Origin of the sequence: Nostocoides veronense (genome assembly GCF_039531185.1) — a bacterium.
In the GTDB taxonomy this organism is placed as follows: Bacteria; Actinomycetota; Actinomycetes; order Actinomycetales; family Dermatophilaceae; genus Nostocoides_A; species Nostocoides_A veronense.
The window spans coordinates 18,894-34,448 of the sequence record NZ_BAAAPO010000063.1; the positions used below are offsets into that span (position 1 = coordinate 18,894).

16 protein-coding genes are annotated in these 15,555 nt (G+C 68.7%); 9 read left to right on the forward strand and 7 right to left on the reverse strand.

Going from position 1 to position 15,555, the window contains the following annotated elements:
• Positions 1–63 precede the first annotated feature (63 nt).
• Both istA and istB read left to right on the forward strand, forming a co-directional pair.
• Positions 64–1,587, forward strand: a complete 1,524-nt coding sequence (gene istA / locus ABD225_RS18100; protein ID WP_344088948.1) for an IS21 family transposase — start codon at positions 64–66, stop codon at positions 1,585–1,587.
• Complete coding sequence (gene istB / locus ABD225_RS18105) at positions 1,584–2,363, forward strand: IS21-like element helper ATPase IstB (protein ID WP_344088951.1); 780 nt, start codon at positions 1,584–1,586, stop codon at positions 2,361–2,363. Before istA ends, istB begins: the two co-directional genes overlap by 4 nt.
• Before the next feature lie 351 nt (positions 2,364–2,714).
• On the opposite strand, the gene ABD225_RS18110 is transcribed toward istB, so the two are convergent.
• The 7 genes from ABD225_RS18110 to rpmH are packed head-to-tail and all read right to left on the reverse strand — an operon-like array spanning position 2,715 to position 6,482.
• Entirely contained in the window at positions 2,715–3,179 is a 465-nt protein-coding gene (locus ABD225_RS18110) for a protein kinase family protein (RefSeq protein WP_344088954.1), read from the reverse strand.
• 11 nt (positions 3,180–3,190) lie between these two features.
• The gene (gene rsmG, locus ABD225_RS18115; RefSeq protein WP_344088957.1) at positions 3,191–3,883 is read right to left on the reverse strand and encodes a 16S rRNA (guanine(527)-N(7))-methyltransferase RsmG; all 693 of its coding nucleotides are present in this window, start codon (positions 3,881–3,883) and stop codon (positions 3,191–3,193) included.
• A 5-nt stretch (positions 3,884–3,888) separates the two neighbouring features.
• Positions 3,889–4,596: a Jag family protein gene (locus ABD225_RS18120; RefSeq protein WP_344088959.1), complete on the reverse strand. Its 708-nt coding sequence runs from the start codon at positions 4,594–4,596 to the stop codon at positions 3,889–3,891.
• 12 nt (positions 4,597–4,608) lie between these two features.
• Complete coding sequence (yidC, locus tag ABD225_RS18125; protein ID WP_344088961.1) at positions 4,609–5,670, reverse strand: membrane protein insertase YidC; 1,062 nt, start codon at positions 5,668–5,670, stop codon at positions 4,609–4,611.
• A 6-nt stretch (positions 5,671–5,676) separates the two neighbouring features.
• Positions 5,677–5,973 carry a membrane protein insertion efficiency factor YidD gene (gene yidD, locus ABD225_RS18130; RefSeq protein WP_344088963.1) on the reverse strand — a complete coding sequence of 99 codons (297 nt, stop codon included), beginning with the start codon at positions 5,971–5,973 and terminating at the stop codon, positions 5,677–5,679.
• Positions 5,970–6,335 (reverse strand): ribonuclease P protein component, encoded by a 366-nt coding sequence (rnpA, locus tag ABD225_RS18135; protein ID WP_344088965.1) that lies wholly within the window; start codon positions 6,333–6,335, stop codon positions 5,970–5,972. The genes yidD and rnpA overlap by 4 nt, the downstream gene beginning before the upstream one ends.
• Before the next feature lie 9 nt (positions 6,336–6,344).
• Complete coding sequence (gene rpmH / locus ABD225_RS18140; protein ID WP_344088967.1) at positions 6,345–6,482, reverse strand: 50S ribosomal protein L34; 138 nt, start codon at positions 6,480–6,482, stop codon at positions 6,345–6,347.
• 444 nt (positions 6,483–6,926) lie between these two features.
• Between rpmH and dnaA the strand changes: the two genes are divergently transcribed.
• From dnaA to ABD225_RS18175, 7 genes are all read left to right on the forward strand, one after another.
• Complete coding sequence (gene dnaA, locus ABD225_RS18145; RefSeq protein WP_425564500.1) at positions 6,927–8,342, forward strand: chromosomal replication initiator protein DnaA; 1,416 nt, start codon at positions 6,927–6,929, stop codon at positions 8,340–8,342.
• A 753-nt stretch (positions 8,343–9,095) separates the two neighbouring features.
• On the forward strand, positions 9,096–10,232 hold the full coding sequence (dnaN, locus tag ABD225_RS18150; RefSeq protein ID WP_344088969.1) for a DNA polymerase III subunit beta: 1,137 nt from the start codon (positions 9,096–9,098) through the stop codon (positions 10,230–10,232).
• A 103-nt stretch (positions 10,233–10,335) separates the two neighbouring features.
• Positions 10,336–11,454, forward strand: coding sequence for a phosphogluconate dehydrogenase (NAD(+)-dependent, decarboxylating) (gene gnd / locus ABD225_RS18155; protein ID WP_344088971.1), 1,119 nt, complete (start codon positions 10,336–10,338; stop codon positions 11,452–11,454).
• Between the two features lies 1 nt (position 11,455).
• Positions 11,456–12,661: a DNA replication/repair protein RecF gene (recF, locus tag ABD225_RS18160; protein WP_344088974.1), complete on the forward strand. Its 1,206-nt coding sequence runs from the start codon at positions 11,456–11,458 to the stop codon at positions 12,659–12,661.
• On the forward strand, positions 12,654–13,211 hold the full coding sequence (locus tag ABD225_RS18165) for a DciA family protein (protein WP_344088977.1): 558 nt from the start codon (positions 12,654–12,656) through the stop codon (positions 13,209–13,211). Before recF ends, ABD225_RS18165 begins: the two co-directional genes overlap by 8 nt.
• A 43-nt stretch (positions 13,212–13,254) precedes the next feature.
• Entirely contained in the window at positions 13,255–13,872 is a 618-nt protein-coding gene (locus tag ABD225_RS18170; RefSeq protein ID WP_344088980.1) for a hypothetical protein, read from the forward strand.
• Positions 13,873–13,929: 57 nt separating this feature from the next.
• Positions 13,930–15,429, forward strand: a complete 1,500-nt coding sequence (locus tag ABD225_RS18175) for a protealysin inhibitor emfourin (protein WP_344088983.1) — start codon at positions 13,930–13,932, stop codon at positions 15,427–15,429.
• The last annotated feature ends 126 nt before the right edge of the window (positions 15,430–15,555 follow it).

Sequence of the window (15,555 nt, forward strand, 5' to 3'; positions counted from 1 at the left end):
AGCCCCTGGACGGTGAACGGTGGCGGTGTCGAAGCCTGTCACCGCACCGCCCAGGGAGCTCCATTGAAGAACATGAGGGAAGAGTTGGACATCATCACCGCCTACGAGAACGTGGGCACCTACCGTGGCGCGGCCGAGGTCTGCGGCACGACTCACAAGACGGTCAAGCGGGTCGTGGAACGGCACGCCTCGGGCGAGGTCCGCCCGGGGCGGGAGCCGCGGCCGGCGAATTACGAGTGCGTGCGTGACCTGGTTGCCGAGGCCGTCCGGTCGGCGCGGGGCCGGGTCAGCGCCAAGCGGCTCCTGCCCAGGGCCCGCGCGGCCGGTTATGCCGGGTCGCCGCGGAACTTCCGCCGCCTGGTCGCGGCGGAGAAGAAGACCTTCCGGGCCGAGCGGGGACACCCGCGTCGTCCGGCGGTGTGGGCTCCGGGTGAGCACCTGGTCATCGACTGGGGTGTGGTTGCCGGCGTCCACGTCTTCTGCGCGGTCCTGGCGTGGTCACGGTTCCGGTTCGTCCGGTTCGCCGCGGATGAGAAGGCGGCCACGACGATGGGCATGCTCGCCGAGTGCTTCGAGGTGATCGGCGGGGCCCCGAAGGTGGTGCTGGCCGACCGGATGGGCTGCCTCAAGGGCGGCGTCGTCGCCAACCGGGTCGTCCCGACGAGTGAGTACGTCCGGTTCGCGACGCATTACCGGTTCCGGCCCGACTTCTGCGAGGCGGCCGACCCGGCCTCGAAGGGGATCGTGGAGAACCTGGTCGGGTATGGCAAGTCCGACCTGCTCCGGCCACTGCTGCTCGAGCACGCCGAGCGGCTCGGCGGCGACGAGACCGCCGCTGCCGCAACGGTCTTGGCCGACCTGGCCGCGGCGAACCGTGCCGCGGCCGAGTGGTGTGAGCAGGTCAACGCGACCGAACACTCCGAGACGTGCACGGTCCCCAAGGAGCGGCTGGTCACCGAGGCGGGGCTGTTGACGCCGTTGCCGTCGCTGAGGCCGCGGATCGGGCCGGCGCCGGCGACCCGGAAGGTCGACAAGCTGTCCACGATCCGGTGGGGCTCGGCCCGCTACTCCGCGCCGAAGGCCCTGGTCGGCGCCCAGGTCGCGGTCATCGTCGACGGGGCCCGGGTCCTGCTGATTGACCCCGCCACCGGTGTCGTCCACGCCGAGCACCCGCTCCTCGGGCCGGGTGCCACCTCGATCCTGGACGACCACTACGGCGGCCCGCGCCCGGCCACCCCAGTGCGTGCGATCCGCCCGAGAACCGTTGCCGAGCAACAGTTCTGCGCGCTCGGACCCGCCGCGGAGGCGTTCATCGCCGGCGCCGCCGCCGCCGGCCACACCCGCCTCGGACCGGAGCTGGCCGACCTGAATGCCCTCACCGCCGCCCACGGCGAAGCCGCGGTGACCGCAGCGCTGGAACGGGCGGTCGCGTTCGGACGGTGGAAAGCCAGTGACGTCCGCTCCATCCTGCAGGCCGGCCTCGGCGTGGCCAGCCCGCGCTCGGCCGGGGACGCCCTCGTCGTGGACCTCCCCGTCGCGCACCCGCGATCATTGACCGAGTACGCGCCGACGGCGGTGTCCTCGTGAGCGCCGCGACCGTCCCGGCCCTGGACGCCGACCTGACCGCGGGCCTGCGCCGCCTCAAGCTCGCCGCGATGCGTCAGCTCGCCCCCGAGCTGCTCGTCACGGCCAAGACCCAACGCTGGACACCCGAAGAGGTGCTCCGCGCCCTGGTCGAGGCCGAAATCACCGCCCGCGACGACTCCAACGCCCGAGCCCGCCTCAAGGCCGCGACCTTCCCCGTCGTCAAGACAACCGACGAGTTCGACCTGGCCGCATCCTCGATCCCCGCCCCGACCTGGGCCTACCTCACCTCGCTGGAGTGGATCCACGCCACCGAGAATCTCGCCCTGATCGGGCCGGCCGGCACCGGCAAGTCGCACACCCTCATCGCCCTGGGACACGCCGCCGTCACCCGCGGACACCGCGTCCGCTACCTCACCGCGGCCGAGCTCGTCGAGACCCTCTACCGAGGACTCGCCGACAACACCGTCGGCAAAGTCATCGACACCCTGCTCCGCAACGACCTCGTGCTCATCGACGAAATCGGGTTCGCGCCCCTGGACGACACCGGCGCACAGCTCCTGTTCCGGTTCGTCGCCGCCGCCTACGAACGCCGCTCCCTCGGCGTCGCCTCCCACCACTCCTTCGAGGACTGGGGACGGTTCCTGCCCGAACACACCACCGCTGTCTCCATGCTCGACCGGCTCCTCCACCACGCCACCACCGTCATCACCAACGGCCAGTCCTACCGCATGCTCCAAGCCCGCCAACGTCGAGGAGGACCGCCCCTGACCCCCTGAACAACCCGCAGAGGGTGGGGACTTTCACCTGGCCAAAACCGGGGACCTCCACTTGGCCATTGACACCCGGCCGGGATCGCGGTCATGTCCTCCTGGCCGGAGGCGGTCAGGTACCTGTTGGACAGCCTCAGAGGCTACTCCGGCACCCGGTAAGGGAGTCCTGCTGGCAATGCCCTGCATCGGGGGCCTCGATGCAGGGCCTGCAAGGGCCCGGTCTTCTGGATCTCCCCGGACTGGCGAAGAAGCACGTTTGAGATTGGCTGCACGGTCATCAGTTGGCCGCGAGGATCTCCTGCAGCGTCCGCAGGCCGAGGGCGTGCATGCCGGGATTGGTGTCGGCGTAGTAGTGGACTAGGCCCATGGCCTGCACGAATGCCCAGGCGCGGCCACGCTGTTACTCGATATCCCCGCAGCCCAGGGTGGCCCGAAGGCGGCCGCATCGTCGGCCAGAGCATCCGAGTCCGCGAACTCGCCAACCCCAGGCACCCGTCCAGAAACCCAGGTCTGCACGGCGAAGGGCATCGGGTATCCCAGGCCAGGGGAGCCGATAGTGACCGGGATAGGCGTCGGCAGGCCGCTGACCTGCGCGAACTCCGATTGAGCGGCCGCCTCCGACACGAGCCACGAGCGAGCGTCCGTGACAGGCATCCCGCGCAGCGGAAAGCGGGCCGCGAGATCATCGCCGATCCGAAAGATCGCGTTCACGGTCCCGCCCGTCGCCAGGCGCGTGACCGGCAAGCCCCGCCACGACGGGAACTGCTCGTCGATCAGCGCGCGGACGATGTGCTCATCGATCGGCACTTCATCGTCGTGCATCACCACGGAAACTACCGACGCTTGCCCCGGCGCTTCGCCCCAGCCGGCTCGCGCTCCTTGCCGATGACGACCAGCGTCGTCGGCGTCGGCAGATCCTGACCGACGACCCGCACCTGCCCGGCCCCGAGCCCCAAGCGGGACAGCACCGGCGCGGCAGCGGCCAGTTCGTCGGCGGCGTTATCGCCCTTCATCAGCACCAGTTCACCGCCCACGCGCGTCAGCGGGGCGCACCACCCGGCCAGCTTGTCCAAGGCCGCCACGGCCCGGGCCGTGACATAGTCCGCGGACAGACGGCCGTGGAACTCCTCGGCGCGCCCACGGCATACCTCAACCCCGGAAAGACCAAGCGCCGCAACGGTTTCCGAAAGCCACGTGGTCCGCCGCAGCATCGGCTCGACCAGTGTGACCCGCAGGTCGGGACGGGCGATGGCCAGGGCCAGACCAGGCAATCCGGCACCGGAGCCGACATCGATCACCGATGCGTCAGCCGTCGGCATCGCCTCGGCGACCACCGCGCAATTGAGGACATGCCGCTCCCACAGCCGGGGCACCTCGCGCGGCCCGATCAGGCCGTGCGAGACGCCGGTGTCGGCGAGGATCGCGACGAAGCTCTCGGCGAGCTCAAGCCGGTCCCCGAAGACCGCTGCAGCAACCGCCGGCGGCTCCGGAGGTATGCCGTTCGCTCCCGCCGGTGCCTCGCTCACCGGGCTCAGGAGGCGGCCGGGTGGACCACGACATACCGCCGCGGCTCAACACCCGAAGACTCCGACACCAAACCGGCGGCGAGGACCTCGTCGTGGACGACCTTGCGCTCGAAGGCGGTCATCGGCTCCAAGTCGACCGGCTGGCCGGTGGTGCGGCACTCCTCGATCGCGACGCGCGCCGACTCGATCAGAGAGTTGCGACGCTCGGCGCGGTGACCGGCGATATCCAGCATCAGGCGCGAGCGCTCGCCAGTGGCGGATTGCACCGCCAGACGGGTCAGTTCCTGGAGGGCGTCGAGCACCTTGCCGCCGGGGCCGACAAGGCGGCGGGGGACGCGGCCCTCGTCGGAGTCGACGATCGCCACGGCCGCCCGATCACCATCGACATCGAGGTCGATGTCCCCGTCGAGGTCGGCGATATCGAGCAGCGTCTCTAGGAAGTCTGCGGCCACCTCGCCCTCGCGTTCGAGCAGCGCCTTGCGGCCACCGCGGCGCGGCGCCGCGGCGCCGCCATCCTGCGCGTCGCCATCCTGCGCGTCGCCATCCTCCGAGGCACCATCCTCCGCGGTGTCCTCGCTCTCGGCGAGGTCACCGTCCGTCAGCGCCTCGTCAGCACCGTCCGCGGACGAGTCCTCCGCGGCCTCCACGGGGGCGGAAGGATCGGCATACCCATCGACCTCGGGAGTCTCCAGCTGGGTGTTCTGTTCGCTCATCGGCGGCACTCCTTAGTTCTTGCCCGGGGCGTCTTGGGGACCGGCCGTGCCGACCTCGCCCTCGGTCTTCGGCGGCTTGGGGGAGTTGGGACCCTTCGGCGGGGTCTGGGGCTTGCGCTGGCGGTCCTTGCGCTTGGGCTGTTGCCGTTGCCCGGATCCGGGAGCCTTGGGCGCCTCGTCTTCGACGATCGCCCCACCACCGGCCACGGCGGCGCCCGGCGTGATCGGCTTGCCCTTGCGGGCGCGACGCTCGTGCAGCGCCTTCTCGGCAAGCGAACCCGGGGTCGGGTTGCGACGGATGACATAGAACTGCTGGCCCATCGACCAGACGTTCGTGACGAACCAGTAGATGAGGACACCGATCGGGAAGTTCACACCCGAGATCGCGAAGACCAGCGGCAGCACATAGAGCAGCACCTTCTGCTGGCGCGCGAAGGGGTTGTCCAGCGCCGAGGCTGGCATGTTCTTGGTCATCAGCTGGCGCTGGGTGGTGAAGGTCGTCACCGACATCAAGACGATCAAGACGATCGTGACGATCTTGGTGTTCAGGGTGTCCGCACCGATGAACCGGTCGGACAGCTGGGCACCGAAGAGCATCGCCTGCTCGGCCTGGCTCGCGACATCCTTGGTGATCGGCCCGATCGCGTCTCGATCCCCGCGCGCGATCGACTCCAGGCCGTTGAGCACCCGGAACAGGCCGAAGAAGATGGGGGACTGCGCCAGGATCGGCAGACAGGACGAGAACGGATTGGTCCCGGTCGTCCGATAAAGCTCCATCGTCTCTTGCGTCATCTTCTGACGCGATTCCGGATCGGTTTTGCCCTTGTACTTCGCCTGGATCTTCTGAATCTCGGGGCTGATCATTTGCATCTTGCGAGAGGCATTGATCTGCTTGACGAAGAGCGGGATCAGCGCGGCCCGCATGACGATGACCAGACCGACGAACGACAGACCCCACGTCCAGCCGGACGCCTCGGGCATACCGATCGCGGAGAAGAACTGGTGGAAGCCGTACATGATCCACGCGACCACCCACTCAATGGGGTAGAGCACGCTATTGAAGAAGTCGCCCATGCTGTCCTAACTCGACGAGAGGGGGGTGGGGTTCGCCGGCGGCGAAGGGGTCTTGGGGGTGCGCTCCGGCACGTGGTCGACGCCGCCGGGAGCCCAGGGGTGGCAGCGCAGCAGGCGGCGGGCGGCGAGATAGCTGCCTTTGACCGGGCCGAACCGCTCCAGGGCGGTCACGGCATATGCCGAGCAGCTGGGGTAGTAGCGGCAGCTCGGCGGGGTGAGCGGGGAGATCAGCTGCTGGTAGCCCTTGATCAGCACGATCAGGGGGTATGCCAGCACCCGCCCAATGGTGCGGCCGCCGCTCATCGTCGTTCCCCACCGCGGGTGGACAGGTCCGCCAGGGCGGCATCCAGGGCCGAGCCGAGGGCCGAACTCGGCGCTCCGGAGGCTGCGGGCTGCGCCCGCACGACATAGTCCGTGCCCTCGACCAGCAGCGCGAGGCGGGCGCGGCACTGTTCGCGCAGCCGACGCTTGGTCCGATTGCGGAGCACGGCATTGCCGACGTTCTTGCCCACAACGAAGCCAACCCGGCTCGGAAGGTTTTCCCGGCCGGGCAGGCGATTGGCATGAACGATGAGCAGGTGCGCGGAGGCGCTGACCCGTCCACGGCGACGCAGAACCGCCGCGAAATCAGCGCTAGTGCGCAGCCGCCGGTCTGCCGGCAGCACCGAAACGGGTCAGGCCGAGATCTCGGCGCGGCCCTTGCGGCGACGCGCGGCGAGGATGGCGCGGCCGGCGCGGGTGCTCATCCGCGCGCGGAAGCCGTGGTTCTTGGCCCGGCGGCGGTTGTTGGGCTGGAAAGTCCGCTTGCTCACGACGGTCTTCTTTCGTTCTCGCTGCCAAGGGATCGGGCGCGCGGGGCGTGAGGCACCGTGCGAGATCCGGCAGTGGTTGGTCTCGGGGCGGCCACCCCACGAGGGGGTGTCGGCCGCAATCGGAAGCCCGCGCTCGAAACCGTGGGCATGCGAAAACGGCCGACAGGCCGAAGATCAAGGGTACGGCAGCGCGGGAAAGCGGGTCAAACTCATGCCCCGGACGCCCCGGACACCTGCGCAACCCTTCACTCTGACACGTGGTCCGACATCCCACGAGATGCGACACGCCCTGGGTGCAAAGAAGCTCCCCCGGGGGTTAATAATGCTGCGGGTCGGGTCGCGCTGCCTGACAGCACCGCCGGACCGCACTGCCGCGGCCCGCGGTCACCCACATCTGTGGACAACCCTGTGGACAGCGCGTGTAGTCCCGGAAGGACGTGGCGCGTGACGGACACGAAGCCCGACACCAGTGCCCTGTGGAACGCGGTTCTCGCCTCGCTGGCGGCCGATGGAGTCCCGATGCAACATCGAGTCTTCCTGCAGGGCGCGAAGATCAAGGGTGTCCTGGACCAGACCGTGCTCGTCGTCGTCCCGAACGACTTCGCCAAGGATGTCCTAGAGAACAAGTTGCGCGAACGGGTCGTCAGCCGACTGTCCACCGATCTCGGCGCGGGACTGTCGCTGGCCGTGACGGTCGATCCCACGCTGGAGGATCATGGCGATGACCTGTTCAGCGCGACCGCCTCGCTGCCCGATGATGAGGACGTTCTCGAGGAGGACGAGCCGGAGTTGACGCCGGCCACCTCTGGCGATGTCGAGGATGTCAGCGCGACGCGGTTGAACGCGAAATACCACTTCGACAGCTTCGTCATCGGCTCCAGCAATCGCTTCGCTCATGCCGCCGCTGTCGCGGTGGCCGAGGCGCCGGCCAAGGCCTACAACCCGCTGTTCATCTATGGCGAGTCCGGACTCGGCAAGACCCACCTGCTGCACGCGATCGGCCACTACGCCCGCAGCCTGTATCCGCACGTCAAGGTGCGCTATGTGAACTCCGAGGAGTTCACCAACGACTTCATCAACTCCATCCGCGACGACCGGGCCGCGAACTTCCAGAGCCGCTACCGCGAGGTCGACGTCCTGCTCATCGACGACATCCAGTTCCTGTCGGGCAAGGTGCAGACGCAGGAGGAGTTCTTCCACACCTTCAACTCCCTGCACAACGCCAACAAGCAGGTCGTCATCACCAGCGACGTCCAGCCCAAGCACCTCTCCGGCTTCGAGGACCGGATGGTCAGCCGTTTCGAGTGGGGCCTGCTGACCGATGTCCAGCCGCCGGACCTCGAGACCCGGATCGCGATCCTGCGCAAGAAGGCGCTGCAGGAACGCCTATCGGTCCCGCCGGAAGTGCTCGAATACATCGCCTCGCGCATCTCGACGAACATCCGCGAACTCGAGGGCGCCCTGATCCGGGTCACCGCCTTCGCCAGCCTCAACCGGCAGGCCGTCGACCTGCCGCTCGCGCAGATCGTCCTGAAGGACCTGATCCCCAACGAGCACACCAACCAGATCTCCAGCGCGACGATCATGGCCCAGACCGCGGCCTACTTCGCCCTGACCATCGAGGACCTCCAGGGCGCCTCACGCAGCCGGGTGCTCGTCACGGCCCGCCAGATCGCGATGTACCTGTGCCGCGAGCTGACGGACCTGTCGCTGCCGAAGATCGGCCAGCAGTTCGGCGGCCGGGACCACACGACCGTCATGCATGCCGAGAAGAAGATTCGCCAGTTGATGGCCGAGCGCCGGGCGATCTACAACCAGGTCACGGAGCTCACCAACCGGATCAAGCAGCAAAGTTCGTAGAGCGCGAGTCGTCACATTTGGCCGAGGTCGTCACATCAACCTGCCGATCTCGCCCCAAGGTGACGACCTCACCGCGAGATCGTCACTTTGGGCATCCGGCGCCCGCCGCCGGCCGGGGGCATCGCCGTTATCCCCATAGTTGTCCCCACCCGTGGATGGCTCGTTACCTGCCCGACACCTGCGGCCTGCCTGCTCGACACCCTGGGTCTGTGCGCTCGTCGCCGCGCCATCCACAGCCTGTGGATTTCCCTGTGGATCCTGCAGGTATGCCGTTACTCACCCCTGTGCAATGAGGTCGTTTCGCCGGGGGCAAGGTGGGGACAGCTGCCCCACCTTTTCCACAACGTCCGACAAACCTGGGGACACCCCATCGTCATCCCCAGCCGCCTCGCCGCCCCGCACGCGTCGTCCACATCCTCTTCCACGGGCGCAATGACCCGCTGGCCTGGGTTGATGCCCGATGTCCACAGGATCCACAGCCGCTATGACGATGACGATTCCAGTCCCATATCGCGAAGCATCCCCGACCAGACCCTGTGCACGAGCGACGCGGGTGACCCGCTGGCATGGAGATGGACGGGGCCGTGGTGGGCGGCGTACCTCATTCGCAACGCCCCCGGCCTGGCACGGGGAGCCGACGGGAGCTAATCTCATGCTTCCCGAGGGCTTCCGTCCGGGCACTTCGCCTTGGCCGCGGTCGGCGCACGGGATTCCGCGTGGGCCTGCCACGACCGAAGACCAAAGGTGGTAACCGTGAAGTTCCGTGTCGAGCGCGATGTTCTCGCCGAGGCCGTGACCTGGGTGGCTCGTGGGCTGCCGGTGCGGCCGGCCGTGCCCGTGCTCGCCGGCGTGCTCATCGATGCCGGCACCGATGGCACCGTGACGCTGTCCGCCTTTGACTATGAAGTCTCGGCCCGGATCACCGTCGCCGCGGATGTCTCCGAGGCCGGCACCGTGCTCGTGCTCGGCAAGCTGCTCTCGGAGATTGCCCGCAATCTGCCGGCCGACAAGCCGGTCGATGTGGCGACGGACGGCTCCAAGGTTCAGGTCACCTGTGGGTCCTCGCGCTTCGCCCTGCTCCAGATGCCGGCCTCGGACTACCCCACGCTGCCGACCCAGCCCGAAGCCAGCGGAACCATCGACGGCGCCACCTTCGCGCAAGCCGTCAGCCAGGTCGCCGTCGCGGCCGACCGCGGCGACACCTTGCCGATCCTGACCGGCGTGCGCGTCGAGATCGAGGGCGAGAAGGTCACCTTCCTCGCGACCGACCGCTACCGCCTCGCGATGCGCGAATTCACCTGGTCCCCCGCGGCCGCCGACGCCAGTCATATTGCCCTCGTCCCGGCCCGCACCCTCGCCGAGACCGCGCGCTCGCTCGGTTCCGGCGGCTCGGTCGCCCTGGCCCTCGGCCAGGCCGCCGGCGGTGACGGACTCGTCGGCTTCGAGGCCGGCCAGCGGCACAGCACTTCACGCCTGCTCGACGGCGAATACCCGAAGGTCGCCAAGATCTTCCCGAGCGCCTCCGAAACCGAGGCCGTCGTCAAGACCTCCGACCTGATCGAGGCCGTCAAGCGCGTGGCGCTCGTGGCCGAACGCAACACCCCGGTGCGGTTGAAGTTCGCCGGTGGCCAGGTCGACATCGAGGCCGGCGCCGGGGACGACGCCCAAGCCTCCGAAGCGGTGGAGGCCACCGTCGACGGCCCGGAGATCGATATCGCCTTCAACCCCGGCTTCCTGCTCGACGGGCTCGGCGCACTGCATACCCCTTATGCGCGACTGTCCTTCACCGCCGCCCTCAAGCCCGCGATGATCACCGGTCAGAGCGAGCCCGATGGCTCGCCGGAACTGGGCTATCGCTATGTGCTGCAACCGGTTCGACTCACCAGCTGAGCCAGACGGCATACTCCCTGCGCGGTCCTGTGGCGCGCACCACACGCAGGACTAGAGTTGGAATCGAAGTCCCGCAGACCAGACGCAACGGAAAGGTCCCCTCATGCAACTCGGGTTGATCGGCTTGGGCAAGATGGGCGGCAATATGCGCGAGCGGCTGCGCCGCGCCGGCCACGAAGTCATCGGATATGACATCAACCCGCAGGTCTCCGACGTCAAGTCACTCGGCGACCTGGTGAAGTCTTTGGAGGCGCCGCGCGTCGTCTGGACGATGGTCGCCGCGGGCGAGATCACTCGGCAGACGGTCGCGAAGCTTGCCGACCTCCTAGAGCCGGGCGACATGGTCATCGACGGCGGCAACAGCCGCTTCACCGACGACTTCGAGAACGAGAAGTTGCTGAAGTCCAAAGGCGTCGCCTACATGGACTGTGGCGTCTCCGGCGGCATCTGGGGTCTGGAGAATGGCTACGGCTTGATGGTCGGCGGCACCGCCGCGAATGTCCGCAAGGCGATGCCGATTTTCGATGCGCTGCGCCCCGAAGGCCCCCGTGACGAAGGCTTCGTGCACGCCGGCAAGGTCGGCGCCGGGCACTACACCAAGATGGTCCACAACGGCATCGAATACGGCCTGATGCACGCCTATGCCGAGGGCTACGAACTGCTCGAGAAGAAGGACATCGTCACCAATGTGCCGGGCGCCTTCAAGGCGTGGTCGCGCGGGACCGTCGTGCGCTCCTGGTTGCTCGACCTGATGGTCAAGGCGCTGGAAGAGAACCCCACCCTCGAGGACGTCTCGGACTACACCGCCGACTCTGGCGAGGGCCGCTGGACCGTCGAAGAGGCCATTGCGCTCTCAGTGCCGATGCCCGTCATCTCGGCCTCGCTCTTTGCCCGCTTCGCCTCACGTCAGGACCACTCGCCGACGATGCAGGCGGTTGCCGCGCTGCGCGGGCAGTTCGGTGGCCACCAGGTCATGACCGTCGCCGAGGGCGAGTTGCTGCGCCGCGGTGAGGCACCGAAGGCGGCCAAGGCGGTCAAGAAGAAGGTCGCCCCCAAGGAGAAGCCGACCAAGAGTGCGGCCAAGGCGGCCGCTCAGGGTCGCAAGGCTGCTGCGGCGGGTCCGTCGTCGGGCTCTGGCAGCACCCAGGGCGGTTCGGGCGCGGCGGGTGCCGGCCCCACGTCGGGCTCCGGCACGACGCGGAAGCGCGCCGCGAAGCGCTGAGGTGTATGTCCGGCACCTGAGCCTGATCGACTTCCGCAGCTATCCGAGTGCGGAGGTCCCCTTGGGGCCGGGCGTCACCACCTTGGTTGGGCTCAACGGCCAAGGCAAGACCAATGTCGCCGAGGCGATCGGCTATCTCGCCACGCTCGGATCGCATCGCGTCGCCACGGACGCCCCGCTGGTGCGCTTCGGCGCCGAGCAGGCGATCGTGCGCGGTGCGGTCGTGCGCGAGGGCCGCGAGAGCCTCGTCGAGATCGAGATCAATCCGGGTCGGGCCAATCGGGCTCGGCTGGGTCGCAGTCCGGTCTCGCGGCCGCGCGAGGTGCTCGGTCAGGTCCGGTCGGTGCTCTTCGCGCCCGAGGATCTCGCGCTCGTCAAAGGAGATCCCGCCGCGCGGCGACGCTTGCTCGATGATCTGCTCGTTCAGCGACAACCGCGTTGGGCGGGTGTGCGGTCCGACTACGACCGCATCGTCAAGCAGCGCAGCGCCCTGCTGAAGTCGGCCGCGCCGGTGCTGCGGCGCGGCGGCCGGGGACGGCGGGTGCCCGACGGCATACCCGAGGGGGAGGCGCGGGAGAGCGCACTGCATACCCTCCATGTCTGGGACGGCCATCTCGCCGGGCTCGGGGGGCAGTTGTTGTATGCCCGTCTCCGCCTGCTGCGGGACCTGCGCGGGCATCTGGAGCATGCGTATGCCGAGGTGAGCGGCGGCTCGGGGGAGGTCGGGGCGGCATACCGCGCCTCGGTCGGCGAGGCGTTGGCTGCGCGGATCGCCGCCGGTGAGGTGCCGGAGATCGAGGAACTCTCGGGAGGCCTGACGGCGGCGCTAGGGGCCGCGCAGGCTCAGGAGATCGAGCGCGGCCAGTGCCTCGTCGGGCCGCATCGCGATGATGTGCTGCTGACGCTCGGCGGGCTGCCGGCCAAGGGGTATGCCAGTCACGGCGAGTCCTGGTCCCTCGCACTCGGCCTGAAGCTGGCGGCATACGAACTGCTCCGCACCGATCTCGGGACCGATCCGGTGTTGATCCTTGACGATGTCTTCGCCGAACTCGATGCCGGCCGACGCGAGCGGCTGGCGGGCTTGATCGTCGATGGCGAGCAGGTCATCATCACGGCGGCCGTGCCCGCAGATGTTCCGGATTCGCTTGCTGGACAGCGATTTTCGGTGACTAAGGGCGCGATCGAATTGGTCGTCGATGATGAGTGACCAGCCACCGGACGCGGAGCGGTCGGCCGACGAAATGGGCGCGAGCGAGCCTGAGGTCGACCTCGATCCCGAGGTCGACGCGGCGGCCGAAGCGCTGCGGCGCGCGCAAGCGGTGGCGCGGGCCAAGGGCTTGCGTCCCGGCGTTGTCCCGCGGCGGACGCGGACCTCGGCGACCGCGAGTGGGCGCACCGATCGCGACCCGCTCTTGCTCGGGGAGGCCGTGGAGAAGCTCGTCGGCGAGCGCGGCTGGGAGCACGAGGTGGAGGTCGGGGGGGTTGTCGGGCGGTGGGCGGCCATCGTCGGCCCGGATGTCGCGGAGCACGCACGGGCCGAGACCTTTGACGATGGAGTGCTCGTCGTCCGGGCGGCGTCGACATCCTGGGCGACGCAACTGCGGCTGCTGAGCAACACGCTGCTGGCGCGGATCGCCGAGGAGACGAGTCCCGATGTCGTGACCGAGCTACGGGTGCTTGGCCCGACCGCGCCGAGCTGGCGGCACGGGCGCCGAGGCATCACCGGCGGACGGGGTCCGCGCGACACCTACGGCTGACCCGGGTTAGCCTTGGCCTGCCGCAGGGGGCCAGAGGAGAGATATGCCCAAGCGCGGGCCGGACGACCTGGTTGCCGACCACTCGTTGCGCACTCTCAGCATCACCATTGGGGCGCTGCTTCTCGCAGTGACCGTCGTGCTCATGGTTAATGCCGTCCAGCGCGATCGAGAGATCGAGCGCGCACTCCACCCCACGTCGACGGCTTCCGCGTCCGCGTCCGGTGCGTCGAGCACGAGCCCGGAAACGACGGCCCCGTCATCCTCCGATCCGTCGTTGACCGAGAGCCCCAAGACCCTCCCCAAGATCACAGGGCCGCGCGCCTGCCCGGGGCGAATGATCGGCCTACGGTCTTGGGCGGCAAATCCGTATACCACCTGCGAATTCGCCGATGTCGTTTTGCGGGCGTGGGCGGAGCAGTCCCGCGAGGCCCGCGCCGAGGCCGTCACCCGACCGCTCGCCCTGAGCGTCGTTAGCCCGCTCTCGGGCGAGGTCGCCCTGGTGTCGTGCGGGGGCACTAAACCCATCTCCTGCGTCTCGACCCTCAACTGGGTGGTGGAACTGCGGCGACTCACCCCGGGTGTCGTGACGCCGTCGGGCAGCACCAAGGCACCGCGCGCACCCGCCACTCGGCGTACGTCATCGGCCACGGACGAGCGTTGATCGACCGCCGGGACGCTCGACGGGCCGTTGTCAGTGGTCTGCGTCAGGATAGTGCTCATGACAGGGGATAACGACCACACGACCCGGTGCACCATCGTGCCGCCACACATCCTGGAGCGGCTCGCGTTGAGCGGGGATGCCGAACTCGCGGCCGCCGCTCGGGAAGCGCTGATCGATCTCGACGCCCGGCGGCTGCATCGCCGAGCGCAGGCCACCCCGGAGTCGGATCGGCCGCGTCGTCCTCGGCTGGCCGCGGGAAGCCTCGAGGGTGGGCCGGTGCGGCTGATCAGCGATGCCCAAGGTGGCACCCGGCTGCCTGGCACGAGCGTGCGGGGCGAGGGCGATCCGGACACCGGGGATGTCGCGGTGACCGAGGCGTATGACGGGCTGGGCGACACCTGGGCGCTTTATGCCGAGGCTTTCGAGCGCAACTCGCTGGACGCTCGGGGTCTGCCGCTGCGGGCGAGCGTGCATTACGGCCGGGACTATGACAATGCCTTTTGGGATGGCACGCAGATGGTCTTCGGCGATGGTGACGGCAAGATCTTCGGCCGGTTCACCGCGAGCCTGGATGTCATCGGCCACGAACTCGCTCACGGGGTCACCGAGCACACCGCGGGCCTGATGTACCAAGGCCAGCCGGGCGCCCTGAATGAGTCGATGTCCGATGTCTTCGGCTCGCTGGTCAAGCAGCGCAAGCTCGGGCACAGCGCGGACGCCGCGGACTGGTTGATCGGCGCCGAGCTGCTCATCGGCGAACTCGCCGGTCAGGCCCTGCGCTCGATGATCGCGCCGGGGACCGCCTATGACAATCCGCTGCTGGGCAAGGATCCGCAGCCGGGACATATGGATGACTTTGTCGACACCGACGAGGACCACGGCGGCGTCCACATCAACTCCGGCATCCCCAATCGCGCCTTCGCGCTGCTCGCCACCAGCCTGGGCGGCAATGCCTGGGAGGTGCCGGGGCGCATTTGGTATGCCGTGTTGACCGGCCCCGGGATCAGCGCGGACTGCGATTTCGTCACCTTCGCCGGGCTGACCGTCGATGCCGCGATCACGACGTATGGAGTCGACTCCCCCGAGGCTCTCGCTGTGCGCTCTGCCTGGGCGCAGGTCGGCGTGCTCGGGCCGGTCGACGAGGGCGAGGACGGCTCCGAGCCTGCCGGCGGCGAGGCGGGCGGCAGCGAGCCCGGACCCGTCGCGGACGATGACACACCGGATCCGCAGCCGGTGCCCAGCAGGGCGGTGGTGCAGGTGCGACGCTCCGGTGGCTTGGCCGGGCTGAGCAAGACCCGCTCGATCTCCCTCGAGGACTTGCCTGCCGGGCAGGAGCAGCAGTGGCGCTCGGTGCTCGGCGGCGGGACCTTGCAGGCGATCGAGGCCCGCGTCAAGGACGGCCCCAGCCGGGCGGTTCCCGACGGCTATTGCTATGGCGTCATCTGCGATCTGCCGCCGACCGATGTCGAAATACCCGAGCAGCAACTGCCCGATCACCTGCGCGAACTCTTCGAGGACACGCTCGCCGACGATGGTGGCCCGGGCAAGAGCAGTTAGCAGAGGTTGGTCAACTCCGCACATCGTGCACGGTGCGCAGATTCGGCGAACCTCGGGACTGATGCTCCTATTCCGTGTCAAGGTCTGTTCATGCGGCGGTGAGCCAGGCGCGGTAGCGGGCGGCGA